This is a genomic window from Ruegeria sp. AP7 (assembly GCF_056539905.1).
Genome location: NZ_JBQFVT010000001.1, coordinates 376,707 through 403,534, shown reverse-complemented (window position 1 = coordinate 403,534; position 26,828 = coordinate 376,707). Strand labels below are relative to the sequence as shown.

Genomic DNA, 26,828 nt, shown 5'->3' with positions numbered 1-26,828 from the left:
CAACTATTCCGAGGATCCAGTCATGATTTTTACTACTGTGGGCACACAGCTGCCTTTCGATCGCTTGCTGCTTGGGCTCAACAGCTGGGCCATGCGGAACCCTGATGTACCCGTTTTTGCACAGGCGGGTTCAAGTACGCGTGATTTTTCTCACATCAAAACGGTTTCTCACCTTAGTCAGTCGGAATTTCAGGCTCACTTTGAAGCCGCTCGTCTGGTCGTGGCGCACGCGGGCATGGGATCCATTCTGTCAGCGGCTGAATTGGGCAAGCCAATCATTCTGATGCCACGACGCGCAAAGTTTCGGGAACACAGAAACGACCATCAACAGGACACAGCCAACAAGATGGCGCGTCTGTCGAACGTTACGGTCGTACAGGATGGTGAGGCCCTGCACGAGGCGCTCGATTACGCTGTTTCCAGAGGGTTCGAGAATACGCCTGAGCCCACCATTTCTGAGGCCAACGAATTCGATCCGTTGATCGAAGCCGTACGTGACTTTGTCTGGTCGGAGTTTGACGCGGCAGCAAAGCCACTCGGCGATTTCAGGGAAAAAGCGGCATGACCCGGGCGACGATCCTTATCCCGGCGCATAATGAAGCCACGGTGATTGGCAGAACTTTGCTGCACCTTTCCAGTGGCTTGCTGCTTGACGAGTTCAAAATCGTCGTGATTGCAAACGGCTGCTCCGACGCGACGACCATGAAAGCACGCTCGGTTCTGCCGCATGGGATCGTTATTGAGACAGCAACTCCAGGCAAATGCAACGCGCTCAACCTTGGTCTCAACGAAGCAGAAAAAGACCGGCCGATTGTCTGCCTCGATGCAGATATAGACGTGACATTGGAAACACTGCTTGCCCTTATCGAACCATTAGAACAAAGCGCTGCCCTTGCCGCATGCGGGCGAATGGACGTGCATACATGCGACGCGCATCCTTTGGTGCGCGCCTACTACAAGGGTTGGAAGAACAATCCATACTTTGACCGCGGAAAGTTCGGGGGCCTCTTTGCGGTTTCACCGAAGGGCGCTGCGCGGGTGTTTCCACTCCCTCACATAACAGCAGACGATGAGTTTGTGCGGCGCAGCTTTGCTCCGCACGAAATCGCCTACGTCCAACGTTGCCGCTTTACTGCACGCGCACCGAAGTCACTCAGCAGTCTGGCGCGTGTGCGTCGTCGCAGTCTGCGCGGTGCGCGTGAAGTCTCCACACTTGGTCTTCCAAGCCCTGAGCGCGGGAGCATCGGCGCCGTACTGTGGCGCTCAATCTGTAACCCAAGGAGATTGTTTCCCGTCTCTGTCTACGTCGCAGTCAACGCCTGGGTGCGGATGGCTCTGGTTTGCCGGGCACCTAAAGCAAACACCCATTGGGAACGCGATTTGACAACGCGGATGAGAGGATAGCGCCATGGTTACCGCGGCTTCACCCATTGTCGACGAGAGGCAGGAAGTTCACCTACCGCCCGCCGTTGAGATACCTCAACCCAACCCAATTGCAGCACTTGCCCGAGCCATGCGGGGGCGTTGGAAGGCAGTTGCTGTCAGCGCGGCACTGCTTGGTCCGGCGATGTCCGCGGCGGGGTACTTCGCGGGTGTGCAACTCTATGAATCGCAAGCCATTCTTCGCGTATACCCGCAAGAGTCCAACATCCTCTACGCGACCGGCAATGACTCGGTCCTGAAAACATTCGACAGCTTCGTGAAGGCCGAAACAACTTATGTCGCCTCCGATCCGGTGATGGCGCGCTCGGTCGAGGCCTTGGCATTATCCCGGCCAGACCTTGGTAGTGATCTCAAAGCCTCTGATCTCTCGGGATCTGTCGAAATCAAACGTTCGGATAGTCTGATCGTTCTGAAAACGCGGAGCAAAGATCAAGATTTTGCGAGAGAAAAGTTGGAAGCAGTAATAGCCTCCTACCTCGCGTTGAAATCAGAGGCCGAAGAAAAACGATCGGCCGTCAGACTTTCGGAGTTGCACGACAGAGAAGCAGAAATCTCACAAAGGCTTTCTGCCCTTCGGACAGACCAGCTTGAAGTCGGTGGCGAGTTCGGCCTGAATGCTCTTGCCAAAGCGCACATCGAAAAAATCGCCAAGATCGACGGCTTGACCGCTCGAAAGTCCGAGGTTGCTGCTACAATTGCGGCGCTGGAAGCTGAGAGCAGTGCGTCTTCTGCGGACACCTCAGACCAGGAAATAATGCGCGCGACACTGCTTGATCGAGCGATGGCCGATCTCAGTTTTGAGCGCGCCAAACTTATGAGCGAGTTGGCTGCATTGCGTGCCGGTTTCCTGCACCCAACCAACAAACAGTTCAGACAGCAAGAACAAGCTAAGCTTGATCAGATAGCCGTCATCGAAAAGGCCGCTGCCGATCGTCGAGAACAAATTCGTGTGTTGGGGCAAACCGGCGCACTGACGGATGTCGCGGCAACCGACTCTCAAACGACTGTCGTCGAGCTCAGATCTCTATTTGAGAAAGTATCCTCGCAACTCGCAACCGCGAGACAGGAAGCAAGAGATCTGAACCGCCGCCGGATTGAACTTGACGGTATTGAGAACGAAATAGAAGAGGCCGAGCGTTTGCTGGAGGAAACACGGCATGCTCTTGAAGTCATTAGACTAGAATCCGGTCGCGCCCTCCCCGGGTACACGGTTGTCATGTCACCGCCGTCACAATCGGTTGATCCAGCTGAAGACAGCAAGAAAATGTTCATGGCGGCAGGAATGGTTGGGGGATTTGGTTTTGCCGGAGCGCTCATACTTGCTTTGGCCTTGTTCGAACGCAGAGTGCGGTTTGCAGAAGCATTAGCGCCCTTCGAAAATCGTATCCCGGTGCATCAGGTTTCCGATGCCGACGAAGCAGACCCACATGCTGCGGATCTGCTGCGCAACGAACTGCAGTTGCAAAGCCTTCGCAAACCACGCCTCGTCGGCAAAGCCCCGGTAATCGCTGTAACAAGAGCGTGTAACGGAGAAACAACAGACCTTGCTCGATCGCTTGCCGAAAGTTTTGCACGAGCGCGTATGAAAACGCTCTTTGTCGATGCTGACCTAGGAAATCTCGATGAGGAGGTATCCGCCACCGGCTGGCAAGATGTGCTTTTGGGGCAAGCATCTGAGCCGCGCGCCAACGCCCAAACTGATGGGCTATGGGAACTGCCCGAAGGCACGCCAGGGACACTCGAAGATCGAATGGTTTCCGCGCGAATGGTCAGGACCGCGATAGAACAAGCCTCACAATCCTTTGACGTCGTCATCGTTTCTGCCGGGAGCCTGAAAGACCGTCTTTCTGCACAACTCATACTGTCAAACTCGGATGTCGGCGTGCTTGCGATGGCACCTTCGGACACGCGCGCGGATGTGTTCGCCCAAATAGATCGCCTGGATGAACTGCCGCGCAATGGGAGCGTGGCAGTGATGCGAAACGCGCTGCGTGGAGACCCCTGGGTCGCAGTCCGCACCTGAATTTCTTGAGAACCGGAGATTTAAAATGACGATGATCAGCATCGAACAGACTATGCCACGCAAAAAAATGCATTCAATCGGAGCGAAACGCATTCTTGATGTTTCATTGACGGCATTTGGTCTCCTCGCCATTTGGCCTGTCCTTTTGGTGATCTCCTTAGCCGTGGCCAGCACTTCGCCCGGGCCAGCGTTCTTCGTGCAAACCCGGGTGGGTCGCGACGGTCGCACTTTCCGTATGTTGAAGTTTCGGTCGATGTACCAGAATGCGGAGAAACGCCGCGGAGATATTGAAGACATGAGCGACCGCGACGGGATTTGTCTCAAAGTCAAATGCGATCCTCGCATCACGCCTGTCGGCCGTTTTATAAGGCGCTGGTCTTTGGACGAGCTTCCACAGCTGTTCAACGTCTTAAGCGGAGATATGTCACTGGTCGGACCGCGCCCTGCACTGGTCGACGAGGTGGCCGCCTACCCGAACCATGCGCTCGGAAGGCATGAAGTTCTGCCAGGCATTACTGGCTTATGGCAGGTATCTGGCCGAGCGGACATTGGCTTCGAAGAAATGATTGCGCTTGATCTCGATTACGTTCGCCGAAGCTCCCTTGGTACGGACGTCCGGATTCTTTTTCTAACATTTCACGCTGTCATTGGAGGCAAAGGTGCGTATTAGCGCAAGGCTGCGAAGGCGTGGCCCGTTCACATAAGAATGAGACAGAACCAAGGTTCGATGCCGTGCCGACCAACGATTTAAGTATTTGCACCGTGACGAACTGCAGTTCTGTCGGCCCACCGTGAACGAACTTCTTCTTTCGCATTTTCGGCGTGGAAAAAAACTTTGGCGTTGGCATTGCTGCATGAGCGAGCAAGAGCGAAAAAGCACTTCGGCTTTGGGCTCGCTGCAGACGTCCGGGAGAATTCATTCAACGTCTGCTACGCGGACTTAGCAAACCTCCGAACTCAGTCGAAGTAACTTCCTGAGCAGAGTTGTGCTATGGTGCCTTCAATTATGGAGGAAAAATTGTTTCGCTTTTTTTTGCCGACAGCTCTCATTCTGGGGAGCTCAGTGTTAGCTCAGGATGCAATAAATCCGACAGGCCTTTCCGGTCCTTCCGGTCGACCTTATTCACCTTACGCTGAACGTGCGTATCCAACGCAAGTCTATTTTGGTGACACCCACGTTCATACTGGACTGTCCGGTGACGCCGGTGGAGGTGGCACTCGCCTCATGCCACGCGATGCCTATCGGTTTGCGCGTGGAGAAGAAGTTGTGTCCAACACGGGGCAACCTGTAAAACTGTCGATGCCTCTCGACTTCTTCATGATTACAGATCATTCCGATGCGATGGGTGCTATCACCGACATCATCGGAGGTGCTCCCAACATCTTGGCAGATGAGCAAGGCAGATATTTCCATGAAGAATTCAATAAGGGTGGAGAAGCCGCTCTAGCGGCAGCGCTCGAGCTTACAGCGGCGTTTGCTCAAGGACAGGTTTCCCGCGCGCTGAATTACCAACCGGGCAATCCCGCGTATGCCCGCGTTTGGGACGAAATTATCGACGCCGCGGAGGAGTACAATGACCCCGGCGTTTTCAGCACCTTTATCGCCTATGAATGGACATCTCTCGTTGCAGGGAACAACTTGCACCGAAATGTGATCTTTCGCGACGGCCCGGAGCTCACAAGACAGATACTGCCTTATACAACAACACCACCTGTGGGCTCACCCAACCCTCGTGATCTTTGGAAATGGTTGGAGATCTATGAGCAAACGACAGGCGGGCGTGTTCTTGCTATTCCACATAATGGGAACTTGTCTAACGGCTGGATGTTCCCGTTGGTCGATGACTTCGCAGATGGGGTGCCGTTAGATCCCGCATACGCAGAAGCGCGAAACAAATGGGAAAGACTATACGAACCAACGCAGATTAAGGGAGATGGTGAGGCCCACCCGTTCCTATCACCTGATGATGAATTTGCTGACTTCGAAACATGGGATTACGGCAATCTGGATGCTTCGGTTCCGAAAGAGCCAGCAATGTTGCGCGGTGAATACGCTCGATCCGGGTTACTTCGAGGCTTATCTTTGGAAAAGGCTTTGGGAGTAAACCCGTTCAAGATTGGTCTGGGTGGGGCCAGTGACACACACACAGGTTTAACGGCTCCAGATAACGACAATTTCTTCGGAAAGTTCACCGGTTACGAGCCCAGCGAAGAGCGCAGCCAACATGTCAGTAAGACCTATGCTGACGGGACTGTTGCGCTGCTTTCATCGCAATACATTACTGGCGGTTTGACAGCTGTGTGGGCACAGGAGAATTCCCGAGAAGCCATTTGGGATACGATGCATCGGCGTGAAACCTACGCAACTACAGGACCTCGAATGCGCGTCCGTATGTTCGGAGGATATTCATTTACCGAAGAGGATGCGTTGCGGCGGGACTTGGCGCTTGTGGGATACACCAAGGGTGTGCCGATGGGTGGGGATCTTGGCCCAGGGGAAGGCGCACCTTCCTTTCTGGTATATGCGCTTCGTGATCCGATGGGAGCAAACCTGGACCGAATCCAGATCATAAAGGGCTGGTTAGATGCAGATGGAGAGCAACGGGAAAAAGTCTACGACGTGGCATGGTCTGGTTCCCGCGAACCAGATGCCGCTGGTGAGTTGCCGTCAGTAGGCACCACAGTGGACCTCTCTATCCCCTCGTGGACCAACACAATTGGAGCCTCTGAGTTGGGAACCGTGTGGGAAGACCCGGATTTCGATCCCTCGGAAAGCGCATTTTATTATGCCCGGGTAATAGAAATACCGACCCCTCGCTGGACGGCGTATGATGCAGTGAAGTTCGGAATAGACATGCCGGATGGTGTCCAATTAACAGCACAGGAACGTGCCTACACTTCGCCGATTTGGTACTCGCCACAACAGTAGTTTGATTTACGATGTCCGTCCGGTATGGGCTCGATGCCGCCATTCGGCAAAATTTTATGAATGCCTGCTGTGCGGACAAACCCGTCATTCGTTACAACGCACCGGATGACCGTAGCACCACCTCAACCGGACATTCGTCTCAAACGTAAGCTCACTGTTGCACCCTAGGCCATTCCTTCGGGCCCCTGCGCCGCATGGCTCCATTGCCGGGGCGACTGGCCGTACATCCGTTTGAACTCCCGGCTGAACTGAGACGAGCTTTGATAGCCTACGTCCCATGCCGCTTCCGACACGGTCTTTCCTTCGGCAATCTTCATGGCGGCGTTGTTCAGCCGCATAGATTTCACGAACTGTATTGGAGACATTGTCGTGGCTTCTTTGAAACGCCGATGGAAGACCGCCCGGCTCATGCCGACGTGGTCGGCCATATCGTCGATGGTGACCTGTTCATTCAAGTGGTTTGAGACGTAGTCGATGGTGCGCGCGATTTCGTTGCCGACGCCAAAGGCTCGTCTTGCGGAGGCCCCGGCCTCGCCCATGAGCACCGCATAACACAACTCGCGCATTCGCCCCTGCCCGAGCACCTCCAGATCAACCGGATTGTCGAGCAGATCGAGAAGCCGCAGCAGTGCCTGCGTGAAACCACTATCCCAGGACGCCAATGCCAAAGCCGATGGCGCGCCATCCCGCAATTGTTTGTTGCCACCAGTGGCGGCCTCGATCTCCATGGTGAGCTCGCGCATCATCCGAGGCTCCAGCGTAATCACCACGCCGAGCAGAGGATCGTCCTTGGACGCCAATGGCGTGCCCGCCTCCACCGGTAAAGTCATGGGGCACAGCAGGTATTTGTCGCTGCCATAGACGTGGTGCTCACCCTCCAGAACAGCTTCCTTGCTGCCATTAAGAATAGCCACCACCGTGGGCTCGTAGACAGCAGGCACGCAGGGCATGGCCTCGGTCACCCGGAAAAGCTGGACGCCTTTCAACGCGGTATCGACGAGGCCTGCCTTTGGCAGACGTCGCTCGATAAGGTCTTTGATCTGGTCTTTGTTCATGCACTCTAGCTGGCAGAGGACTTTCATCTTTGCAATGGGGCTGAGACGATTGGGCAAGTAATCGAGAGCATATCGCCTGTTTCCGTGCCCAGTCAGGTTCTATCTGTGCATTCAAGCAACAACACCTTAAACCGCCAGCTTGGGCTGGCAGGAGACAGAAAATGGCAGATACGACATTCGGACCCAAAGGCTGGACACCCGAGCGCCTCGGCGACCAGTCAGGCAAGACCTACATCATCACTGGCGCCAACGCTGGCGCAGGCTTTCAAGCCGCGCGCATTCTTCTGAAGAAGAACGCCAAGGTGGTGATGCTGAACCGCTCGGCCGAGAAATCCGAGGCGGCAATCGCGGACCTGAGACAGGAATTCGACGCGAAAGCCGACGTGAGCTTCGTCCGCACGGACCTATCGGTTTTGGACAGCGTGCGCGAGGCTGCCGAAGAGGTTCTGAAGACGGTGCCTCGGATCGACGCGCTTATCAACAACGCGGCCATCGCGCAGGTGCCGACGCGCAAGCTGACCGTCGACGGGTTCGAAAGCCAGCTTGGCACCAACCATTACGGACATTTTCTGCTCAATGGTCTGCTCTTTGATCGCATCGCGGAAAGCAAAGGCCGGATCGTGGTCGTCGCCAGCCTCGGCTACAACATGGGTCTCAAGACCATCAAGTTCGACGACATGAACTGGGATGAGGGCTACGGAGCGAACACCGCCTATTCGCAGAGCAAGCTGGCGCAGATGATGTTTGCTTACGAGCTGCAGGACCGGCTGGCCGCTGCAGGGCGCAGAGAAGTCGAGGTCTTCGTCTGTCATCCCGGCTCATCAGCCACATCGCTGATAACCACCAGCGGCAGCCGCACGATGCGGTTCATCTGGTGGCTGATGACCAAGACGCCGATGGTACAGACCGCGGAACAGGGCTCATACCCAGAGGTCATGTGCGCGACAGAAGAGGCCCTGACCGAGCAACGGGCGCTCTACGGCCCGACGGGCCGAATGGAAGCGGTCGGCCCGGTCGGCAAGGGCACACTGAACGCTCACGCCCATGACAAAGCTGTCATGACACGGCTTTGGGAGGAGTCTGAAAAAGCTTTAGGGTTCGAGTGGAAACTCTGACCACTTGATTGAAGTCAGCTTCCAGCGCACCAGTTCAGAGAGCGGACATTGGTTCGCTGTGCAGCATGTGGGAGGTTTGGGCTCAGAGCAGCCGTTCGCTGCGTTCCGTCTAAATGACCGCTGAGCGGACCAAGTGTGAATTCGCCGCGCTTGTCCCGATGGCAGCTCAGTGCGCTTCGCTGACGTCAGAACAAGCGTGAAAATGTATCGATTCTCGCTTGGATTGAAATACCTTCAAAGACAACACCAAAGAAGTGAGTCTTTGTTCAGACTAACATGTTGGGTCTACTTCTAGGGGGGATGCCCAATGATCGAGACCGGCAAAACAGTCCACACGCCAGTGGCGCTTCAATGCCAAGTTCGGTGTGAATTTAGGCGTTCGCACCATCAATGGTCATCGGGTTAGCGCTCCGATTTGACACCAATATATTCCGGCAGATAACGCGGCGGCATTGGCCCCTTGTTCCGCCCGCCCTGTTGAATCTGTTCCCAGCCATGAGACAAGATGCCAACCGAGCGGGAAAGACAGAACAATCCCCGGGAAAGCGGTGCCGGGAACCCCAATTCGCAAAAGATAACAGCCGTGGCCCCATCGATATTCATCGCGATATCGGCACCGCGCTTACGTCCGATTTCCGTCTGTATAGCTTCACCGATATCGGCAAATCGCCCATCTACAGTGCCTGACATCGCGGCCTCGCGTACCAACGCCATCAACCGCGGTGCGCGGGGATCGACGGGCTTGTGGAAACGGTGGCCAAAACCCGAGACGATCTTGCCATTTTCCTCACACCAGGCGGCGATACCGTCGCGGACGGCAACTTCCTGTTCAGCGCCGTCATCCATCCGTTTGGCGACGTCGAAATAAAGCTCGGCGCATTGTTCACCGGCGCCGCCATGCACGTCACCCAACATGTTGACCCCGGTGGCCATGACGTTGTTGAGCCCCAGCCCACAGGTCGCGGCCATACGGGCTGCGGCTATCGATGGCGCCTGCGGACCATGATCCACGCCCGCCACCAGCGCGCATTCAAAAAGCGCCGCCTGTTCTGGCGTGGGCAAATCGCCCCGCACCATGAGCCAGGTCATCTGAGCAAAGCTGACGTTTCCGATCAGGTCCTGGATCGGGTGGCCGCGAAAGGCGATCCGCCCCGGAGCCATGTCGATAATTTCGGTGCGCCACCAGTGGCAAATGGCATCGGCGTCATTGCGTCCTGCGGGGTCCGTCATATCGCGCCATCCTTTGCCAGTTTTTCAATGTCTTCCGGTGACAACCCTAACTCGCTCCAGATTTCAGAGTTGTGCTGCCCCAATGTGGGCGGTGGTGCATCGACTGTAGGCGCGCTTCCGTCCAGTTTGATCCCGGTCGTGGCAACCTGAATGTCCCGTCCGACGCCGGGGACGTTTTCAAATTGGTCGAGGAAACCGCGGTCTGCAACCTGCGGCATTTCCAGGACTTCCGGCATCGTCAAAACTGCTCCTGATGGTACGCCGATACTATTGAGTTCTTTGGCCCAGTCGCGCGGCGATCGGGTTTTCAACACGGTCTCAAGCTCTATTTTCAGAGCCATCCTGTTGCGTTTGCGATCCTCACGCGTGGCATATTCAGGGCGTTCGCGCAGCGCGGCCAATCCCAGGTGGTCCGTCAGAAGCCCCCATTGCTGATCTTTGTTTGCGGCGATGTTGATCAATCCGCCCTTGGCCTCAAACGCGCCAGAAGGCGCCGATGTGGGGTTTTCATTGCCATTGGTGGTCGGATTGACGCCCGCGATCAGATAGTTCGACACCACCCAGCCCATTGTCGCCAGCACCGATTCCAGCATCGACACATCAATGAAGGTGCCGCGCGGGTTGGCGTTTAAGGCAGATGAAATCGCAAAGGCCGCGGTGATGCCGCCGACAGTGTCCGCCACCGGATATCCAACGCGCAGCGGCGCGCTTTCGCTATCCCCGGTGATCGACATCACACCCGAGGTGCCCTGTATTGATCTGGTCATAGGCCGGGCGGTGAATCCACGGACCCTCATGGCCAAAGCCGGAGATGGCACAATAGATGAGGGTCGGCTTGGTCTCTTTCAGGGTCTCGTAGCCCACGCCAAGGCGCGTCATGACGCCGGGTCGGAAGTTTTCCACCACGACATCTGCGGTTTCGACGAGTCTCAGAAAAAGCTCTCGACCCCGTGGGTTCTTGAGGTTGACCGTGACCGATTTCTTGCCCGCGTTTTGGGCGAGAAAGGACACGCCCATGTTGACCTTGTTCAGCTCTGGGTCGGCCCCCAGTTGGCGGGCGAGATCGCCCCGACCGACGGCTTCGACCTTGATAACCTCGGCGCCCAGATGCGCCAGATGATGACAACAGAACGGACCGGCAAGGACATTGGTCAGATCAAGAACACGAATGCCCTTCAAAGGTGTCTGCGACATTATCCGCGCCCCGCGTGTACAACCTTGGCTGCGGTGAAAAACTCCCGGCAATAGCTGCCTTTTTCCGGCGCGCCATAGGATGATCCTTTTCGGCCCGTAAATGGGGCGTGAAAGTCCATGCCGGCGGTGGGGAGATTGACTTGTATCATGCCTGCTTCGGCATTCTGCGAGAAGTGGTCGATTTTGGCGGTATCTTGCGTGACAATGCCTGCGGACAATCCAAATTCGCAGTCGTTGGACGTGGCCAGGGCGGCGTCATAATCCGGCACGCGCAACACGGCGGCGAATTATGCTCTGAATGTACGGTCTGCTCCGTCTCTGATTGAAAGCGCATGCGCCAACGCGCGGGAATTGCGGCACAATTCCGGGTCAGAAAACACAACTGAAATGAGACGGGTATGAGTGGCGGAGAGACAGGGATTCGAACCCTGGAGACGGTTTCCCGCCTACACACTTTCCAGGCGTGCGCCTTCGACCACTCGGCCACCTCTCCGGTAGAGGTGACTTATGCGAATTTCTGAACCGAGCGCAAGGCCCCATTCGTAAAAACAGGTGGCTCAAAATATACGAAAGCTGGCGACAAATGGCAGATGGTCTGAAACCTCGTCCTTGAAGGCTTCACGCCCCATATTCATCGTCCAGTGCATCGGAAATAACCGTAGGCTGCCGCGGACATAGTCGGTGGAATAGGTTCGCGAAACAGCGAACCCGTCCAGCAGGTTGGCGCGACCCTTTTCCAGAATATGCGAGAACCGGTCTTGCAAATCCCAGCACGAAACAAAGTCCATCATGTCATCCCCACCAAGATGGTGGAAATTGCTGACGTCCTGACCGGGGATCATGTTGAAATCGCCCATCAGCAGGATCGTGCGCTGAGTCAGGCCCGGTGTCGCTCGGATTTCGGCGATCTTGGCACCGATGATCTTACATTGGCTATCACGTATCTGTTGTTCAGGCCGGTCACGGCCGGATTTCAGGTGCACCGCAATCAGTTTGGCTTTGAACTTGCCGACCTGCACATCGGCGATAAGGGCCTGACGCCCGCCGGAATCATTACCTTCCGAGCCGTCAATCAACTCTAGCTCCGTCACCGAAACACCTGGTTTGTGGAGAAATCCAATATGGATGTTGCCGTTGGGTTGCTGCAGGAACTTGACCTGATAGTCCAAGCCCTTGTCCGCCAAACCCGCTGCCAACCGGTTGATATGTTCTATTGGGCTAACCTCGACCAGCGTGATCAACTCGGCATCAAGCAGGGCCAAGCCTTCAATCTGGTGGATGACCCGCTCACTATTGGCGGGTATGCCCAGACTTGTGTTAACCGGGTTGAAACCTGCAAGGTTCCAAACTGCAATACGCACTAGGCTGTGTGAGAAAGTTACCATCAAAATTCCTCCTTCAAATAGCAATCAGACTACATCAAAATGTACCAATCCGATAATCACTTGGGAAAAATGCTTGATGCGTGGCGTTTAGCGACCGTCGCCATCCGCGTCTGCATCTGCGTCTCCGGCAGAGTCCAGATCATCAGCTGTCAAATCGGCAGGCTTTGCGGAAGGGGCAGTAGGAGATAAGTCTTCGTCGGGCTTAGCCTCCTCTGATTGGCCCGTCAGCACCTCAGGATTTCGCAGCCACAGATCGCGCTGAGCAAACGGAATCTCGATACCCTCTTTAACAAATCTGCGGTTAATCTCGTGGTTCATGTCGGATTTGACTGATAGCACCCAGTTCACATCGCGCAGTATTGCCCGGATTTCAAAATCCAAAGAATCCGCACCAAATCCTTGAAACACTACACTTGGCGCTGGGTTGGCCAGAACCATCGGATGCCCATTGGCGATCTCACCCAAAATGGTTTCGACTTTTCGGGTGTCAGTACCGTAGGCCACGCCGACAGGAACGATCACCCGGCCAATGGTGTTGCCGCGGGTATAGTTGGTGACCACTCCGCTGATCAGGTCTGAGTTGGGAACGATCACATCCGTCCGATCAAAAGTCTCGATCCGCGTGGACCTGACCGAGATATCACGAACATATCCCATCATGCCGTTGACATCGATCCAGTCGCCTTTTGAGATCGGGCGTTCGACCAGCAGGATGATCCCTGAAACAAAGTTCGACACGATGGTTTGCAGACCGAAACCGATACCAACCGACAAGGCACCAGCCACGATCGCCAAGGAGGAAAGATCAAATCCAGCAATAACAATGGCGACCAACGCCGCCAGGAATATTCCGACATAGCCGGTTCCCGATACGATGGCATTCTGCCCGCCGGGATCGATACTGGTTTTTGGCAGCAATGAATTGCGCAACCCGCTTTGCAGAAGGCGGGTCAATGTGTATCCGATGGCAAAAACTGCAACGAAGGTGAGGAAATTACTGGGTGAAATCGTGACGCCGCCGATATCGAATCCCAGCAGCAATCGTGACCAGGCCTCAAGCAGGTCTGTCTCGCGTGCACCCCAATACAGCGCCAGAATAGGCAGCGACAATATCGCCAGCGCAAACCCAACAAGAACCGAAAACAGAGAATCGCGCGCGGCCTCCCCCTGCCCCGATAACCAACCGTAAATCGTGGTGATAAACAGTCGTATGATCACAAGAGCCGCGATCAGTACCAGTGTTTTCACGGCTGGGAAAACGATTGCTTCGGCGGCATTGATATACCCCAACGCGGCCAGTATCGGTGTTGCAATCCCAAGTATGAACAAAGCGCGCCGCAGCAATTCAATCAACTGACTAAAACCAGCCGCTCTGCGAGACGTTTCTGAATCGGCTTGCTCTTCCTGTGGTTCTGATTGGCGGACCTGACGCACACGTAGCAGCAGCAGCGCCGTAACCAATACGATCGGGAATCCAACAACCGCTCGTGTTGCGTCCGAAATATTTTCAATCTGCTCAAATAGCATAACCAGATCATGCAAAATGAGCATGACGGCCAGTAGATCGATATAGACCCGCAGTTCTCGAATTCTGCCTGCCGACAATCGTTTGAAATTCTGAGAGGCCCCCATCAGGTAGACCTGTCGACCGATCCAGTCAAAGTAGAAGATGATGGCAGCCCAATAAGGAATATTCTGAATCAGCAACGTACCGCGCAAGCCCAGAACACCAGTCTGCACGATCGCCGTGACCAATGCCAGAACGCCCAACCAAGGCAGCAGTATGCGCAGCAGAGAGACGACGAAGGTCCAGACTCCACTTCCGCGCCCCCCCAGAGAACGCAGAAAAGCGCCCCCTTTTTCGGACCACTTGCGCCCAAATAGCAGCAATACCGCAGATATGGCCAACAGAACGAAAATGCCGAGACCACGCTCACGAATGCGCTCATGAACGATGTCAGACCGCATATTCGTGACGGTTTCATTGATCAGGCTCTGCGCCGCTTCCTTGACGTCGATCCAGGCTGGGCCCCAGTAAACGGGGTTGAAAGGCGATGGCCCGCGTTCCAGCATCTCTTTTTTCTGACGGTCACGAATGATCCGGTCGATTTCGCTGATTAATCCGTTGGCCCGGCTGAAAGCCTCTTCCGAGATTATGCGCGGCACCCGCAAACTGTTAAGTTGCTCTTCAAGATGTGTGCGTAGCTTTGCAATATCTTCAGGCTCGGTCTCGCCATCTGCCGGCTTCGCGCCAAGCGCCTTAAGCTGGCCCTCAAGCGTCTGAATACGATCCGTGTTTGCGCCGCGCGCCATGTTAAAGTCTTCGCGGTAACCGTTTATTTCTGAGCGCAAATTCTCTAACGCGGCATTCGATGCCCGGTTCGCGCGAATCACAGATTCCGCCCGATCCGCCGTGCTGACCCAGCCCTGGTAATATTCACTCTGCCGGTCAGTGAGCTGGGCAGATGCGATCCCACCCAGCCCGATCAGGCAGAATAAACTTAGAAACAGAAACAGGCGGACCTGTCGCAGCATCACACGTCCTCGAATACGCCGGGAATGCTGCGCGGTGCTTCGGTCATCCAATCCGGAACAGGCAGTTCCTTTTCCCGCAGGAAGTCAGGATTGAACAATTTGGATTGGTAGCGCGTTCCAAAGTCACACAATACGGTCACGATGGTGTGCCCCGGCCCCATCTCTTTCGCGAGACGTACAGCGCCCGCGATATTGATCGCGGTTGATCCACCCATCACCAGACCTTCTTCGCGAAGCAGATCAAAGATATAGGGCAACGCCTCATTATCGGTGATCTGCCAGGTATGATCAGGGGTGAACCCCTCTAAGTTCTTCGTTATCCGAACCTGTCCGATGCCTTCGGCGATGGAGCCGCCCTCCATCGCGATCTCACCTGTAGTGTAATAAGAATAAAGGCCAGCCCCCATCGGATCAGCCAATCCGATTTTTACGCCTTTGGGCTGCAAAACCTCGGCGACACCCGCCAGGGTCCCACCCGAACCGACCGCACTGACGAAGCCATCAACTTTGCCACCGGTTTGGTCCCAGATTTCAGGGCCGGTGGTTTCCACATGCGCCTGCCGGTTAGCGACATTGTCGAACTGGTTCGCCCAGATGGCACCATTGGGCTCGGTCTGGGCAAGTTCCTCAGCCAAGCGGCGGGAATAGTGCACAAAATTGTTGGGATTGCGGTAAGGCGCAGCAGGTACCTGCACAAGCTGAGCTCCGGCAAGTCGGAGCATGTCCTTCTTCTCTTCCGATTGAGTCTCGGGAATGACGATCACCGTCTTGAAACCCATTGAGGCCCCGACCAATGCCAAACCAATGCCAGTATTACCCGCCGTACCCTCGACAATTGTGCCACCGGGCTTGAGGTCTCCGCGCGCAATCGCATCGCGGATAATGAACAACGCCGCACGGTCTTTGACGGATTGACCCGGATTCATGAACTCGGCTTTGCCGAGGATCTCACATCCTGTCTCTTCGCTGACGCGACGCAACCGGATCAAGGGTGTTTTACCGACCGCGTCGGCAAGGTCTTTCGCAATGCGCATGGCGTCCTCTTGTCATATGGTATTGCAGCAGATTTACAGTCGCCCTGACTTGATCACAAGCCGGGATAGTTATGCGCGCAGACGTTCGCGATTTCGTGCCAGCCAATGTGCCAGAGAAAGAAGCGGTAAATCCTTGAAAACATGTGAATCAACCATGTTCATGAATTCGTCAAACGGCAGAATTGTACTCCGAATATCTTCCCCTTCCGTGGCAAGACCACCACTTTCAACAGTCGTCGTCAGGTCACCCAGCCCGACGTAGAGGTAGACGTATTCGGTTGACGATCCACTGGATGTATAGGCACCACCTGCATATTCCAGCCGAGACAGAGAAACATGCGCCTCTTCCTGTGTCTCACGATACGCTGCCTGCTCGGGTGTTTCGCCGGGGTCAATCATACCGGCGACCGGTTCCCACATCCATGGTTCGGGGTCGTCGATCAAGAACACAGGTGCGCGAAACTGCTCGACCAGCAAAACCGTATCGCGCCTGGGGTCGTAAGGCAGGACGATGACTGCAGATCCTTGCATCAAGCCGCTGCGGTGCAATACAGGCCCCATCTTGCCATCATACTGACGGTGCTGCAGCTCTATCTCATCGATACCGAAATAGTTGACATAAGGGTGGTTGCGTTGGTGGATTACGACATCATTCTTGGTGTCCCGGGCATCTCCGGTGCTTCGCTGACGCGCTGCGAGTCTGGCCCATGCCCGTGTGAGGATCGCAGGGAAACTATTTGAAATCGTCGAGGCGTCAACACACCTATACTGGGCCATAACCTCTTGCGCCGCCAGCATCGACAAAGCGCTCCAATCATTTTTCCATGCCTCAAAATCCCAGAGAGTGTCGGTCTTCCATGCCTCCGATTCGGGAAAGAACACCAATGCCTGATGATTCCCATCTTCGCTGGTTTCGATCGTTTGCTGGCGCAGATCATATTCGAAGCCGCCTTCATAAAAGGCCAATCGGGCAAGCTCGTCCTTACCCAATCCTTGCACCAATACGCCATCTGCCGTTGCACCTTTTTCAGCAACGATCATGGGAAAAGGCTGGCCCTTTACTGAATACACCGCGTGATCAGCTAAGATTGCCGGTTTCGCCGACAATTCGTCCGCAGATTGACCCATCACGAGTTCCAGCAAAGGCGCATGGCGCAAAGTGCCGTAGAAAAACAGGTTAGACAAAGTAGGAGCCCTGACTTGGCAGATCCGTTTTAACGCCAGCGTCGAAAGGCGATTTCGGTAAGTATCCCACTGACCACCGCACCAATACCAAGCGTAATCAAAATTTCACTGGGCAGCAGTTGTTCACCATAGGCCACTCCGATCTTGAAGATTTCCAGCAAGGCTTCAAATGGGCCGCCATACCGATGGCGCATCGCCTGGCTGAACATCTCGTAGGTGCCTTGAACGAACAATCCCCAGAAAACCAGCGCGGCAACACCAGTCAGACCATTGTTAACTGCAGCCGTCCAACCCCGGCCTGCCCGCTTGCCCATGATAACCCAACCACAGGCCACCGCTAACAACATGTTCACATATGTGAACCAGCCATAGCTTTTGCCCTCTTCACCATTGTTGATGATCATACTTGAAACAAGGAAGGCAATGACCAGCAGACACAACGCGGCGACGAGGCGGGAAGCTGTAGGCATTAGTAGTTCCGTTCTTCAACTTGGCTTAGCTATAGTGATCTGTGTCACATCACAATTGCCGGTGTCAAAGGCTGCGCCGCATGCAGTTAAATAATAATTCCACATGCGGCGAAAACGCTCATCAAACCCTAGCTCTGAGATCTGGTCCCACTTGGCGTTGAAGGTGTCGTACCAGCGGCGCAGTGTCAGATCATAGCTTTGGCCAAATTCCTTTGAGCGTACTACTTGAAGTCCGGCCTGATCGATCTGCTCTTTCAGGATCGACGGTGCGGGAAGCATGCCACCCGGAAATATGTATTTCTGTATGAAATCAACACCATTCTTGTAAACTTCCCAGCGGTGATCCGCGACTGTTATGATCTGTAATGTCGCTTGCGCACCGGGCTTCAACCGGTCACGAACAGTGTTAAAATATGCTGGCCAATATTTCCGACCAACCGCTTCGAACATCTCGATTGATGCAATACCGTCATATTGTCCCTGTTCATCGCGATAATCCTGTAATTTAAAATCTACAAGATCCGATAGCCCAGCCTTTTCAATGCGTTCCTTCGCGAACTTCAACTGTTCCTGACTGATCGTTAATCCAGTGACTCGAAGCCCGCGCTCTTTGGCGGCATATTCGGCGAAGCCGCCCCAACCGCACCCGATCTCAAGGATATGATCCCCAGGTTTGGCCCCCATTTCATCCACCAAACTGGCATATTTCGCGGTCTGCGCATTCTCGAGGCTTTCCTGCCCGGTCTCAAAAATGGCGCTGGAATAAGTCATCGTGTCATCCAGCCACATCCCATAGAAATCATTTCCAAGATCATAATGGTACGAGATGTTCTTCTTCGCCTGCGTCCGGTTATTGCGGTGCAACCAGAACCTCAGACGCTCGTAGGCGCGAACCAGAAACTTGCCCGTGAAATCGTCATAAACGGTTTCAGTTCCCAAATGTACCAAGTCCATAAAGCTGCGCAGATCAGGTGTGCTCCAGTCGCCTTCCAGATAGCCGTCCGAAAACCCCAGTTCTCCTTCTCGTAGCAGCCTGGCAAATACGTCGGGATCATGGATATCCACATGGGCAACCGGACCGGCTTTAGGTGCATCCGCCCGAAAAACCCGACCATCCGGCAGAGCGATATCAAGGCGGCCGCTTTCCATGCGGCTCAGCATCTTGAAGACTTGTGCAAAATATCTTGGCAGGTCCTCCTGCCCTTCGGTGCTCGTCAGGAACATCCGCTCTCCCCTCTGCGGTTGCAGAATAAAGCTAGGACGGGATTCGGTTTATGGCAAGTTTTCAGTTCCTTACCGGAACTTTTCTGGTTTCATACGCGTCCAATGCTCGGATGCGACCTTCTTTCAGCCCTACCACTGGAGCGCTGTAGCTGTCTTCGTGAGAAAGCCCCCAAGACCGCGGTATGGCACTAAAATAGGCGCGTGCGGTTGGGGACGGGTCAGACCGACCCTCAGCAATCCAACGATTCAGATAATCCGAATGTGGATCAAATCGCTCGCGCTGTGTTTCTGGGTTGAAAATACGAAAATACGGGGCTGCGTCTGGCCCACAACCCGCCACCCACTGCCATCCCATTGCGTTTGCGGCTGGGTCCCAATCAATCAGGCAATCGGCAAACCAATCAGCACCAATTTTCCAGTGCGTCATCAGATGCTTGGTTAGATAACTCGCCACAATCATCCGTGCACGATTATGCATCCGCCCGGTCACGTACATCTGCCTTAGCCCCGCATCGACAAGTGGCACCCCAGTTCTGGCCAACTTCCACGCGCGGACTTCAGGCGGGTCGGGATCAGTATTCCACGGAAAAGCATCCCATTCAGGTTTCCAATTGTCGGTCAGGAGATGCGGCCAATGGTACATCAGGTGATAGGCGAACTCACGCCACACAAGCTGCCGTAGAAAGGCCTCGCCCCCGCGCGAACCAATGCGATCCGCGTTTTGCACCCGGTGCCATATTGTGCGCGGCCCGATTTCGCCTAACGAGAGGTATTCTGAAAGATCAGACGTACCAACCTGATCCAATCGATCTCGCGCTTCCTGATAGTGATCAATATTTTCCAGAAACCTATCCAACTGATCCAAAGCCGCAGCCTCTCCAGGACGGACAAACGGTCGTACGATCGTCGCGCCACGCTGCATCTCCTGATCCAGATTCCAATCGGACAACCGATCAGAAGAAGGCCAAAGTTCTGGCTTGGCAATTCGTGCAGCAGTCGGTTCTGGCATCGCAACATCTCGTCCGCTCACCGACCTCCACATCGGAGTAAATACACGAAACGGTTGCCCCGCTTTGGTCGCAATCGTCCAAGGTTCGAACAAAAGATGCCCTGCAAAGGATCGCACCTCGATCCCCTGTTCGTTCAAGCTCGCCTTGATATGCATGTCCCTGTTGATCGCCTTCGGGTCATACTCTCGCGACCAAAATACAGCTCCTGCTCCGGTTTCGTGTATCAGACCTTGCAGGACTTTCAGCGCAGTCCCCCGGCGCAGGATCAGATTGCTGCCGATCTGATCAAGGGTCATTGCAAAAGCCTCAAGACCCAAACCCAGACGCCATTTGGGCGCTGCGCCCAATGCTTGAACCTGATCGTCCAGAATAAATACGGGTACAATCGGGCGACCCGACCGCACCGCCGCCGTCAACGCCGGATGATCACTTAATCGCAGATCGCGCCTGAACCATAAAATGATCGGAGAACGCCCGGAATCCATATCCGCCTCTTGTTTTTAAAAGAATACGAACCGGTACAAAAATTGGATCACAAAACGCGGTCAAGCGCCTGCAAAAGCTGATCAATTTCCTGATGACTTGTATAGTGCGTGAAGCTGAGCCGCAGGACCCCCTGATCTGGATCGATCCCCATGGCCTGTAGAGGGCGATGCGCATAGAAATCGCCACCACCTGCCATGATCCCGTGTTGGGAAAGCTCGGCTGCAACAGCCTCGGCCTTTTTGTTTAGGCTTAACGCCACCGTCGGTGCGCGCTGTTCGGCCTTGGACGGCCCAATCAAACGCAAAGTGTTTTTATCTTTGACTGCATCGAGCAGTGGCTGCAGCAACGCAATTTCGTGCTGGCGCATCAGGTCATGTACAAATCCACCGCGCGCAGACGCCCCGGTTTCCGGCCCGCCGTGATGATCGCAAAGCAGACCTATATAATCGGCCATGCCAGCACTCGCGGCGATCTGCGCATGATCAGGGCCGGCTGGTGTAAACCGTTTATAGAGCGTGCCACCGTTGAAATAGTGGGCCTGGTTCGGAAGCATCTCACCCAAAGGGCGTCGAATAACCATGCAGCCTTGGTGCGGGCCATAGGTTTTGTAGGCTGAGAACAAATAGATGTCGGGTCCGAGATCACCGACGTTCGGCAGGCCATGTGGCGCATAAGAAACTCCGTCGACACAGACAAACGCACCCGCGGCATGCGCTATCGCCGTGATTTCGGTCACTGGATTAATCTCGCCGACGACATTTGAGCAATGTGGGAAGCAAACGAGGCGGACTTTCTCGTCCAACAGGTTTTCCAGATCTTGTGGGTTTAGCGATCCACTGTCCGGGTCAATCTGCCATTCGCGGATTTCGATACCGTCTTCTTCCAATCGACGCCACGGGCCGGTATTGGCCTCGTGGTCCTGATTGGTCACAACGATGGCATCACCCTGCCGCATCCACTGACGAAAGGCCTGCGCCAGAACATAGGTATTCTGAGTCGTCGAGGGGCCAAAGCTCAGTTCATCCGTATCCACGCCCATGATCGCGGCCAACCGCATCCGCGCTTCATCCATTTCTTCGCCGCCCAGACGGCTGGCTTCGTATGGCGCATAAGGTTGGACCTTGCGCTGTGTATAAAACCGGTTCAGGCGATCAATCACCGGCTTACAGGTATAAGATCCACCAGCGTTTTCAAAGAAGGCCTGCCCGTTCAGGCTGGGTTCAGAAAAGGCCGGGAATTGCGCCCTAACGAAATCGATATCAAGTGTGCCCATCACACGTCTCTCCCTGATCGCATGCCTCATTTCGGAAATCCGCCCGCGCAAGGTCTGGGCACTTCCAAAACAACCAAGGCATTACTGTCCGGCCGCCATCCCTATCAGAGGACATGCTATGGCAGCAGTCCTTCTGATGGCAGCTTGCTGCAAACAAACAGGAACAGATAGTCAGACGGAAAAGATTAGGTCAAGTCACTGTGCTGATAACATTTTTCATATCTAGCGCAAAAAAAGAACCGGGCTGCTAGACCCGGTCTATGTGCTAATTGATGCGCTATCCCTGGACTTTGGTATAGGTGCCCTCACCCGCCAAAATACCGCGGAACCCGCCGGGCTCATCCAGACCAAAAACGATCAGCGGCAGATTGTTGTCACGTGCCAAGGCGATGGCCGATGCATCCATCACTCGCAGGCGTTTAGCCAGCACATCGTCATACGAAACGTTGTCATAACGTACCGCGTCCGAGTGTTCTTTTGGGTCCTTGTCATAAACGCCATCGACACCATTCTTACCCATGAAGATCGCTTGGCAGGCCATCTCGTTCGCGCGCAGAGTGGCAGCGGTGTCAGTGGTGAAATAGGGATTCCCGGTTCCCGCCGCAAAGATGCAGACCCGTTTTTTCTCAAGGTGGCGTACAGCGCGGCGGCGAATATATGGCTCACACACTTCGTCCATCCGAATGGCCGAAATGACACGGGTGAAGACCCCGGCCGCCTCAAGCGCGGATTGCATCGCGAGCGCGTTCATGACCGTTGCCAGCATGCCCATGTAATCGGCGGTCGTACGCTCCATCCCCTGTGCCGAGCCGGAAAGCCCCCGGAAGATGTTGCCACCACCGATGACCATACATATTTCGACACCCAGATCGTGTACCGATTTCACCTCTTGTGCGATGCGCTGGACGGTTGGCGGATGAAGTCCGAATCCCTGATCCCCCATCAGGGCCTCGCCCGAAATCTTCAACATGACGCGGTCATACGTTGTTTTCGGGGTCTCAGTGGTCTCGTCAGAAGGGGAAAGGCTCATGTTGCGCTCCGGGCTGGCACGGGTTTATTTTCCGGCGCAAAATGAAGCAAAACCTCCGCAGGTTCAATGCGGATAGTCAGGGATAAGGCAATCAGCGATGGCCGATACAAATGAGAACCGGCTTTGGGCGCAGTTGCCTCCGATTCCTGATGACAAACCGGTGCTGATCGCTGGGCCTACGGCTTCAGGAAAGTCAGCGTTGGCGCTTTTGATCGCGCAGCGCTGCGGTGGTGTGATCGTCAATGCTGATGCAAGTCAGGTCTATGATTGCTGGCGCATCATATCTGCACGTCCCTCGATCGAAGAAGAAAAACGTGCCCCACATCTGCTGTACGGGCATGTCGCATATGATCAGACCTATTCCACCGGACATTGGCTTCGCGACGTCACGCCTTTGCTTAAACAAAAACAGCGCCCTATCATTGTGGGGGGTACAGGTCTGTATTTCACTGCGCTGACCGAAGGGATGGCCGAGATACCTGCAACCCCTCCTGAAATTCGGGCCGAGGCGGACGCATTATCACTAAGAAAGCTGATCGAAGGTCTTGATCTTCAAACGCTGCAGAAGATCGACACCCAGAATCGAGCCCGTGTTCAACGCGCGTGGGAGGTTCAGACCGCAACAGGCCGCTCGCTTGCTGATTGGCAGGCTGATACACCCGCCCCGATTCTGGATCTGGGGAATACAGTTCCGATTGTATTCAATGTCGAAAAAAGCTGGTTACTGGATCGTATTAATCGCCGTTTCGATCAGATGTTGGATCAAGGTGCCATGGCCGAAGTGGCCGCGATGCAGAACCGATTTGACCCTTCTCTGCCAGCCTTCAAGGCCATTGGCGTGCCTGAATTGATGGCATGCCTAGAAGGCCGCATGTCCCAGGAAGAAGCCAGGGATCGGGCAACAATAGCTACACGTCAATTTGCCAAACGACAACGAACTTGGTTTCGCGCACGCATGAAATCCTGGCACCACATTGATGCCGCGTCTCATCAGTAACTGGCATTCCTCGGGCATTGGAAGCAGTTGGATTTCTTAGTTTTCTCCCCAAAATAACGACCGAATGTCTTGCAGCGTGACTGTCAATTCGATCCGCGATGCTTTCGGCTAGTTGTGCGAACACACCACGAAATAATCCTGAATGGCTTACTTTTCCACCTGATGTCGTTTTTGTACCATCAATGACGATTTCCGACATTGACGCCGCAATGAAACTGGTGCCGAATGGAGGTCATGGGGATGTTCAATAGTCAAGAAAACAAGCCTGCGGCCCGGTCAATCGATCCAATTCGTTGGCCGTAGCGCCCGTTTCAATCAATCACAACGCGAACTTTACCTAATAACTAGTGTCACAGGGAGACATCTATGAAAAACCAGACAATCAATGGAAAGCCGATGCACTGGGCGGCAGAAATGCATGCTCAAGAGTATCGCGACGGCAATCTGAGTCGGCGCGAGTTCATGGCGCGGGTAACCGCACTTGGCGTCGCCGTTCCGGCGGCATATGGCATGATCGGTCTGCAATCACCTGCTGCAGCGCAGGAGCCCCAGAAAGGCGGCACTATTCGCTACCAGATGGAAGTGCGCGCATTGAAAGATCCTCGCACCTATGACTGGACGCAAATTGCAACATTCACTGCGGGCTGGCTTGAATACCTTGTCGAATACAACAACGACGGTTCGTTCAAGCCGATGTTGCTGGAAAGCTGGGAAGCCAATGATGACGCCACAGAATACACATTGAACGTCCGCAAAGGTGTGAAGTGGAACAACGGAGACGACTTCACCGCCGAAGACGTGGCGCGCAACATCGCTGGCTGGTGTGACGCGTCGCTCGAGGGTAACTCGATGGCATCGCGGATGGCGTCACTGGTCGACGAGTCAACGCAGAAGGCAGCCGACGGCGCCATCACCGTTGTTGACTCGCACACCGTAAAACTGAAATGCAACGCGCCCGACATCACAATCATCCCCGGCATGGCCGACTATCCGGGCGCCATCGTTCACAGCAGTTTTGATGCGAACGACATGCTCTCAAACCCCGTTGGTACGGGCTTCATGATCCCGGAAAGCCACGAAGTGGGTGTTAAGGGTGTATTGGTCCGCAACGAAGGCTTTGACTGGTGGGGCTATGAGGCCGGCAAAGGCGGCTACATCGACCGGATCGAGTTCATCGACTACGGCACCGACCCGGCAGCCTTCCTGGCAGCCTATGAGGCCGAAGAGATCGACATGAACTGGGAGTCGGTCGGCGAGTTTGTCGACATCTTCGACGGCATTGGCCTCGTCCGCTCGGAAATTCCATCAGGCTTTACCATCGTTATCCGTCCGAACCAGTTGGCTGAAGATGCGAATGGCAACAAGATCTATGGCGACAAGCGCGTGCGTCAGGCTTTGGCTATGGCCGTTGATAACGAAGTGTGCTTGGAACTGGGCATGTCAGGCTACGGCATCCCCGCCGATAACTGTCATGTCGGCCCGATGCATCCGGAGTATGATTCAGCTGTGACACGCATTCCGTATGATCCAGCGGGGGCGAAGGCCCTGATGGACGAAGCCGGAATGGGTGATTTCGAACACGAAGTTCAGTCGATTGACGATGACTGGCGCCGTAACACCACCGCTGCGGTGGTCGCGCAGTTGAACGACGCGGGCATCAAGGCCAAGCATACCGTTCTTCCGGGCTCGACCTTCTGGAACGACTGGACGAAATACGCCTTCTCGTCGACCAACTGGAACCACCGCCCGTTGGGCACTCAGGTTCTGGCACTGGCCTATAAGTCAGGCGTCGCGTGGAATGAATCCGGTTTTGCCAATGAAGAATTCGATACTCTGCTGGCCGAGGCAAACTCGATCGCGGATGTCGACAGACGTCGCGAAGTGATGGCGAAACTGCAGGCGATCATGATTGACGAGGGTGTAACCATCCAGCCCTATTGGCGGACGGCCATGCGCCACCATCGTGACAACATGGTGGGTGTTGAAAAACACATCGCCGACCTGCCGCAGTTGTACAAGTTCGGCATCATCTCCTAACCAAACAACAAAGGCCGCGCCGCTCTGGTGCGGCCTTTTCGTCCTGAACACGGCGACCATAATAACAGCGATGCATGAAGCCGTTTGGCATCCATGCTGGCCGACCAACAGGGGCTAATATGGGACTTTTCATTCTAAGGCGCGTCGGCATCATGCTGGTGACTGCACTGTGCCTGACATTCCTGGTCTTCTTTTTGACCAACCTCTACCCGAACCTCGAAAAGCTTGCGAAAACGCAGGGCAACTTCCGTATGTCGGATGAGCAAGTTGAGAGCTATCTGCAGAAAAACGGTTACCTCCAATCCACTCCGATCAAATACGGTGAATGGTTAGGGGTCTTGCCTTCGTATCGGCATACGAACGAAGATGGAACCGTTCAGGGCCGATGCATTCTGCCCGGGAAAACTGCCGAAGAGTCTCCCAGTTTCTGTGGTATCCTGCAGGGGTATTGGGGTTATTCGACCGTCTTCAAGGATGAGGTCTCAACCGTTGTTGGCAACCGGCTGGCATTAACCGGGCGGTTGATGTTCTGGGTTATGTTGCTGATGGTCCCTTCGGCACTGATCTTAGGTGTTTTGGCCGGAATGAAAGAAGGTTCAGCAACCGACAGGACGCTATCGACCTTTGCCATCACCACAACTGCAACCCCAGAATATGTTTCTGGTGTTATCTTCATAGCGATTTTCACTTCATCCGCTGTCGGCTTGAAGTGGTTCAAGGGTACTGCCACGCAAGCGATGGAGAACCCGACTTTCGAGAACTTCTTCCTCCCGGTTTTGACGATTGCGCTTTACGGAATGGGCTATATCGCCCGGATGACCCGCGCCTCGATGACCGAGGTAATGACGGCGCAGTACATCCGGACTGCGCGCCTGAAAGGTGTATCGTTCTCGAACATCGTCATGAAACATGCACTGCGCAATGCGCTGATCGCGCCCTTTACAGTCATCATGTTGCAGTTCCCATGGCTGTTGAACGGCGTGGTGATAGTCGAGACCCTGTTCAATTACAAAGGGTTCGGCTGGGCGCTGGTGCAGGCGGCAGGCAATAACGACATCCAGTTGCTGCTGGCGATTTCGGTCGTATCGGTCTTTGTGGTTCTGGTGACGCAACTGATTTCGGATATCGGCTATGTCTACCTCAACCCGCGTATTCGCATTTCTTAAGGAGGGT

At 54.8% G+C, this 26,828-nt stretch carries 23 protein-coding genes and 1 tRNA gene; 9 read left to right on the top strand and 15 right to left on the bottom strand.

From position 1 onward, the window contains the following. The first annotated feature begins 22 nt into the window (after positions 1-22). The 5 genes from ACR0KN_RS01945 to ACR0KN_RS01925 all read left to right on the top strand — a co-directional run bounded on the left by ACR0KN_RS01945 (position 23) and on the right by ACR0KN_RS01925 (position 6,395). Positions 23-565, top strand: a complete 543-nt coding sequence (locus ACR0KN_RS01945) for a glycosyltransferase (RefSeq protein ID WP_480650985.1) — start codon at positions 23-25, stop codon at positions 563-565. Next, the gene (locus ACR0KN_RS01940) at positions 562-1,404 is read left to right on the top strand and encodes a glycosyltransferase family 2 protein (protein ID WP_480650983.1); all 843 of its coding nucleotides are present in this window, start codon (positions 562-564) and stop codon (positions 1,402-1,404) included. The genes ACR0KN_RS01945 and ACR0KN_RS01940 overlap by 4 nt, the downstream gene beginning before the upstream one ends. A 4-nt stretch (positions 1,405-1,408) precedes the next feature. Continuing rightward, positions 1,409-3,466, top strand: coding sequence for a GumC domain-containing protein (locus tag ACR0KN_RS01935; RefSeq protein ID WP_480650981.1), 2,058 nt, complete (start codon positions 1,409-1,411; stop codon positions 3,464-3,466). A 31-nt stretch (positions 3,467-3,497) separates the two neighbouring features. After that, positions 3,498-4,136, top strand: coding sequence for a sugar transferase (locus ACR0KN_RS01930; protein WP_480650979.1), 639 nt, complete (start codon positions 3,498-3,500; stop codon positions 4,134-4,136). A 393-nt stretch (positions 4,137-4,529) separates the two neighbouring features. Beyond that, positions 4,530-6,395, top strand: coding sequence for a DUF3604 domain-containing protein (locus ACR0KN_RS01925; protein ID WP_480650977.1), 1,866 nt, complete (start codon positions 4,530-4,532; stop codon positions 6,393-6,395). A 164-nt stretch (positions 6,396-6,559) separates the two neighbouring features. Here ACR0KN_RS01925 and ACR0KN_RS01920 read toward each other — a convergent pair whose 3' ends face one another. Then, complete coding sequence (locus tag ACR0KN_RS01920) at positions 6,560-7,450, bottom strand: AraC family transcriptional regulator (protein WP_480650975.1); 891 nt, start codon at positions 7,448-7,450, stop codon at positions 6,560-6,562. Between the two features lie 161 nt (positions 7,451-7,611). Between ACR0KN_RS01920 and ACR0KN_RS01915 the strand changes: the two genes are divergently transcribed. After that, positions 7,612-8,565: an SDR family oxidoreductase gene (locus ACR0KN_RS01915; RefSeq protein ID WP_480650973.1), complete on the top strand. Its 954-nt coding sequence runs from the start codon at positions 7,612-7,614 to the stop codon at positions 8,563-8,565. 402 nt (positions 8,566-8,967) lie between these two features. Here the strand turns inward: ACR0KN_RS01915 and ACR0KN_RS01910 are convergent, their stop codons facing one another. From ACR0KN_RS01910 to pyrH, 14 genes are all read right to left on the bottom strand, one after another. Continuing rightward, positions 8,968-9,795, bottom strand: coding sequence for a citryl-CoA lyase (locus ACR0KN_RS01910; RefSeq protein WP_480650971.1), 828 nt, complete (start codon positions 9,793-9,795; stop codon positions 8,968-8,970). Beyond that, positions 9,792-10,562 carry a CaiB/BaiF CoA transferase family protein gene (locus ACR0KN_RS01905; protein WP_480650969.1) on the bottom strand — a complete coding sequence of 257 codons (771 nt, stop codon included), beginning with the start codon at positions 10,560-10,562 and terminating at the stop codon, positions 9,792-9,794. Before ACR0KN_RS01905 ends, ACR0KN_RS01910 begins: the two co-directional genes overlap by 4 nt. Beyond that, the gene (locus tag ACR0KN_RS01900; RefSeq protein ID WP_480650968.1) at positions 10,510-10,989 is read right to left on the bottom strand and encodes a CaiB/BaiF CoA transferase family protein; all 480 of its coding nucleotides are present in this window, start codon (positions 10,987-10,989) and stop codon (positions 10,510-10,512) included. The genes ACR0KN_RS01905 and ACR0KN_RS01900 overlap by 53 nt, the downstream gene beginning before the upstream one ends. Further along, positions 10,989-11,267 carry an aldehyde dehydrogenase family protein gene (locus tag ACR0KN_RS01895; protein WP_480650966.1) on the bottom strand — a complete coding sequence of 93 codons (279 nt, stop codon included), beginning with the start codon at positions 11,265-11,267 and terminating at the stop codon, positions 10,989-10,991. Before ACR0KN_RS01895 ends, ACR0KN_RS01900 begins: the two co-directional genes overlap by 1 nt. Before the next feature lie 125 nt (positions 11,268-11,392). Beyond that, positions 11,393-11,482, bottom strand: a tRNA-Ser gene (locus tag ACR0KN_RS01890). A gap of 64 nt (positions 11,483-11,546) precedes the next feature. Further along, positions 11,547-12,374 (bottom strand): endonuclease/exonuclease/phosphatase family protein, encoded by an 828-nt coding sequence (locus ACR0KN_RS01885; RefSeq protein WP_480650964.1) that lies wholly within the window; start codon positions 12,372-12,374, stop codon positions 11,547-11,549. Positions 12,375-12,461: 87 nt separating this feature from the next. Further along, entirely contained in the window at positions 12,462-14,909 is a 2,448-nt protein-coding gene (locus tag ACR0KN_RS01880; protein WP_480650962.1) for a DUF3772 domain-containing protein, read from the bottom strand. Next, positions 14,909-15,943, bottom strand: coding sequence for a cysteine synthase A (locus ACR0KN_RS01875; RefSeq protein WP_480650960.1), 1,035 nt, complete (start codon positions 15,941-15,943; stop codon positions 14,909-14,911). Before ACR0KN_RS01875 ends, ACR0KN_RS01880 begins: the two co-directional genes overlap by 1 nt. A gap of 69 nt (positions 15,944-16,012) precedes the next feature. Next, entirely contained in the window at positions 16,013-17,128 is a 1,116-nt protein-coding gene (locus tag ACR0KN_RS01870; protein WP_480650958.1) for an NUDIX domain-containing protein, read from the bottom strand. 29 nt (positions 17,129-17,157) lie between these two features. Next, on the bottom strand, positions 17,158-17,598 hold the full coding sequence (locus ACR0KN_RS01865; RefSeq protein WP_170539292.1) for a TrgA family protein: 441 nt from the start codon (positions 17,596-17,598) through the stop codon (positions 17,158-17,160). A gap of 15 nt (positions 17,599-17,613) precedes the next feature. Beyond that, positions 17,614-18,822 (bottom strand): SAM-dependent methyltransferase, encoded by a 1,209-nt coding sequence (locus ACR0KN_RS01860; RefSeq protein WP_170539290.1) that lies wholly within the window; start codon positions 18,820-18,822, stop codon positions 17,614-17,616. A gap of 61 nt (positions 18,823-18,883) precedes the next feature. Continuing rightward, entirely contained in the window at positions 18,884-20,317 is a 1,434-nt protein-coding gene (locus ACR0KN_RS01855; protein WP_480650955.1) for a cryptochrome/photolyase family protein, read from the bottom strand. A gap of 47 nt (positions 20,318-20,364) precedes the next feature. Further along, entirely contained in the window at positions 20,365-21,591 is a 1,227-nt protein-coding gene (locus ACR0KN_RS01850) for an aminotransferase class V-fold PLP-dependent enzyme (RefSeq protein WP_480650953.1), read from the bottom strand. 277 nt (positions 21,592-21,868) lie between these two features. Next, complete coding sequence (pyrH, locus tag ACR0KN_RS01845) at positions 21,869-22,621, bottom strand: UMP kinase (protein WP_010439624.1); 753 nt, start codon at positions 22,619-22,621, stop codon at positions 21,869-21,871. 97 nt (positions 22,622-22,718) lie between these two features. Here pyrH and miaA point away from each other — a divergent pair, with 97 nt between their 5' ends. From miaA to ACR0KN_RS01830, 3 genes are all read left to right on the top strand, one after another. After that, the gene (gene miaA / locus ACR0KN_RS01840; RefSeq protein ID WP_480650951.1) at positions 22,719-23,618 is read left to right on the top strand and encodes a tRNA (adenosine(37)-N6)-dimethylallyltransferase MiaA; all 900 of its coding nucleotides are present in this window, start codon (positions 22,719-22,721) and stop codon (positions 23,616-23,618) included. 366 nt (positions 23,619-23,984) lie between these two features. Then, positions 23,985-25,655, top strand: a complete 1,671-nt coding sequence (locus ACR0KN_RS01835) for an ABC transporter substrate-binding protein (RefSeq protein WP_480650949.1) — start codon at positions 23,985-23,987, stop codon at positions 25,653-25,655. A gap of 119 nt (positions 25,656-25,774) precedes the next feature. Continuing rightward, positions 25,775-26,821, top strand: coding sequence for an ABC transporter permease (locus ACR0KN_RS01830; RefSeq protein WP_170469685.1), 1,047 nt, complete (start codon positions 25,775-25,777; stop codon positions 26,819-26,821). Positions 26,822-26,828 lie beyond the last annotated feature (7 nt).

What these genes read in the sequence shown, in the direction of transcription:
- ACR0KN_RS01900 (WP_480650968.1), bottom strand. Translation starts at nt 10,989, where the DNA reads ATGTCGCAGACACCTTTGAAGGGCATTCGTGTTCTTGATCTGACCAAT.
- ACR0KN_RS01910 (WP_480650971.1), bottom strand. Translation starts at nt 9,795, where the DNA reads ATGACGGACCCCGCAGGACGCAATGACGCCGATGCCATTTGCCACTGG.
- ACR0KN_RS01830 (WP_170469685.1), top strand. Translation starts at nt 25,775, where the DNA reads ATGGGACTTTTCATTCTAAGGCGCGTCGGCATCATGCTGGTGACTGCA.
- pyrH (WP_010439624.1), bottom strand. Translation starts at nt 22,621, where the DNA reads ATGAGCCTTTCCCCTTCTGACGAGACCACTGAGACCCCGAAAACAACG.
- ACR0KN_RS01835 (WP_480650949.1), top strand. Translation starts at nt 23,985, where the DNA reads ATGAAAAACCAGACAATCAATGGAAAGCCGATGCACTGGGCGGCAGAA.
- ACR0KN_RS01855 (WP_480650955.1), bottom strand. Translation starts at nt 20,317, where the DNA reads ATGGATTCCGGGCGTTCTCCGATCATTTTATGGTTCAGGCGCGATCTG.
- ACR0KN_RS01945 (WP_480650985.1), top strand. Translation starts at nt 23, where the DNA reads ATGATTTTTACTACTGTGGGCACACAGCTGCCTTTCGATCGCTTGCTG.
- ACR0KN_RS01920 (WP_480650975.1), bottom strand. Translation starts at nt 7,450, where the DNA reads ATGAACAAAGACCAGATCAAAGACCTTATCGAGCGACGTCTGCCAAAG.
- ACR0KN_RS01940 (WP_480650983.1), top strand. Translation starts at nt 562, where the DNA reads ATGACCCGGGCGACGATCCTTATCCCGGCGCATAATGAAGCCACGGTG.
- miaA (WP_480650951.1), top strand. Translation starts at nt 22,719, where the DNA reads ATGGCCGATACAAATGAGAACCGGCTTTGGGCGCAGTTGCCTCCGATT.
- ACR0KN_RS01930 (WP_480650979.1), top strand. Translation starts at nt 3,498, where the DNA reads ATGATCAGCATCGAACAGACTATGCCACGCAAAAAAATGCATTCAATC.
- ACR0KN_RS01915 (WP_480650973.1), top strand. Translation starts at nt 7,612, where the DNA reads ATGGCAGATACGACATTCGGACCCAAAGGCTGGACACCCGAGCGCCTC.
- ACR0KN_RS01905 (WP_480650969.1), bottom strand. Translation starts at nt 10,562, where the DNA reads ATGACCAGATCAATACAGGGCACCTCGGGTGTGATGTCGATCACCGGG.
- ACR0KN_RS01865 (WP_170539292.1), bottom strand. Translation starts at nt 17,598, where the DNA reads ATGCCTACAGCTTCCCGCCTCGTCGCCGCGTTGTGTCTGCTGGTCATT.
- ACR0KN_RS01880 (WP_480650962.1), bottom strand. Translation starts at nt 14,909, where the DNA reads ATGCTGCGACAGGTCCGCCTGTTTCTGTTTCTAAGTTTATTCTGCCTG.
- ACR0KN_RS01850 (WP_480650953.1), bottom strand. Translation starts at nt 21,591, where the DNA reads ATGGGCACACTTGATATCGATTTCGTTAGGGCGCAATTCCCGGCCTTT.
- ACR0KN_RS01885 (WP_480650964.1), bottom strand. Translation starts at nt 12,374, where the DNA reads ATGGTAACTTTCTCACACAGCCTAGTGCGTATTGCAGTTTGGAACCTT.
- ACR0KN_RS01875 (WP_480650960.1), bottom strand. Translation starts at nt 15,943, where the DNA reads ATGCGCATTGCGAAAGACCTTGCCGACGCGGTCGGTAAAACACCCTTG.
- ACR0KN_RS01860 (WP_170539290.1), bottom strand. Translation starts at nt 18,822, where the DNA reads ATGTTCCTGACGAGCACCGAAGGGCAGGAGGACCTGCCAAGATATTTT.
- ACR0KN_RS01935 (WP_480650981.1), top strand. Translation starts at nt 1,409, where the DNA reads ATGGTTACCGCGGCTTCACCCATTGTCGACGAGAGGCAGGAAGTTCAC.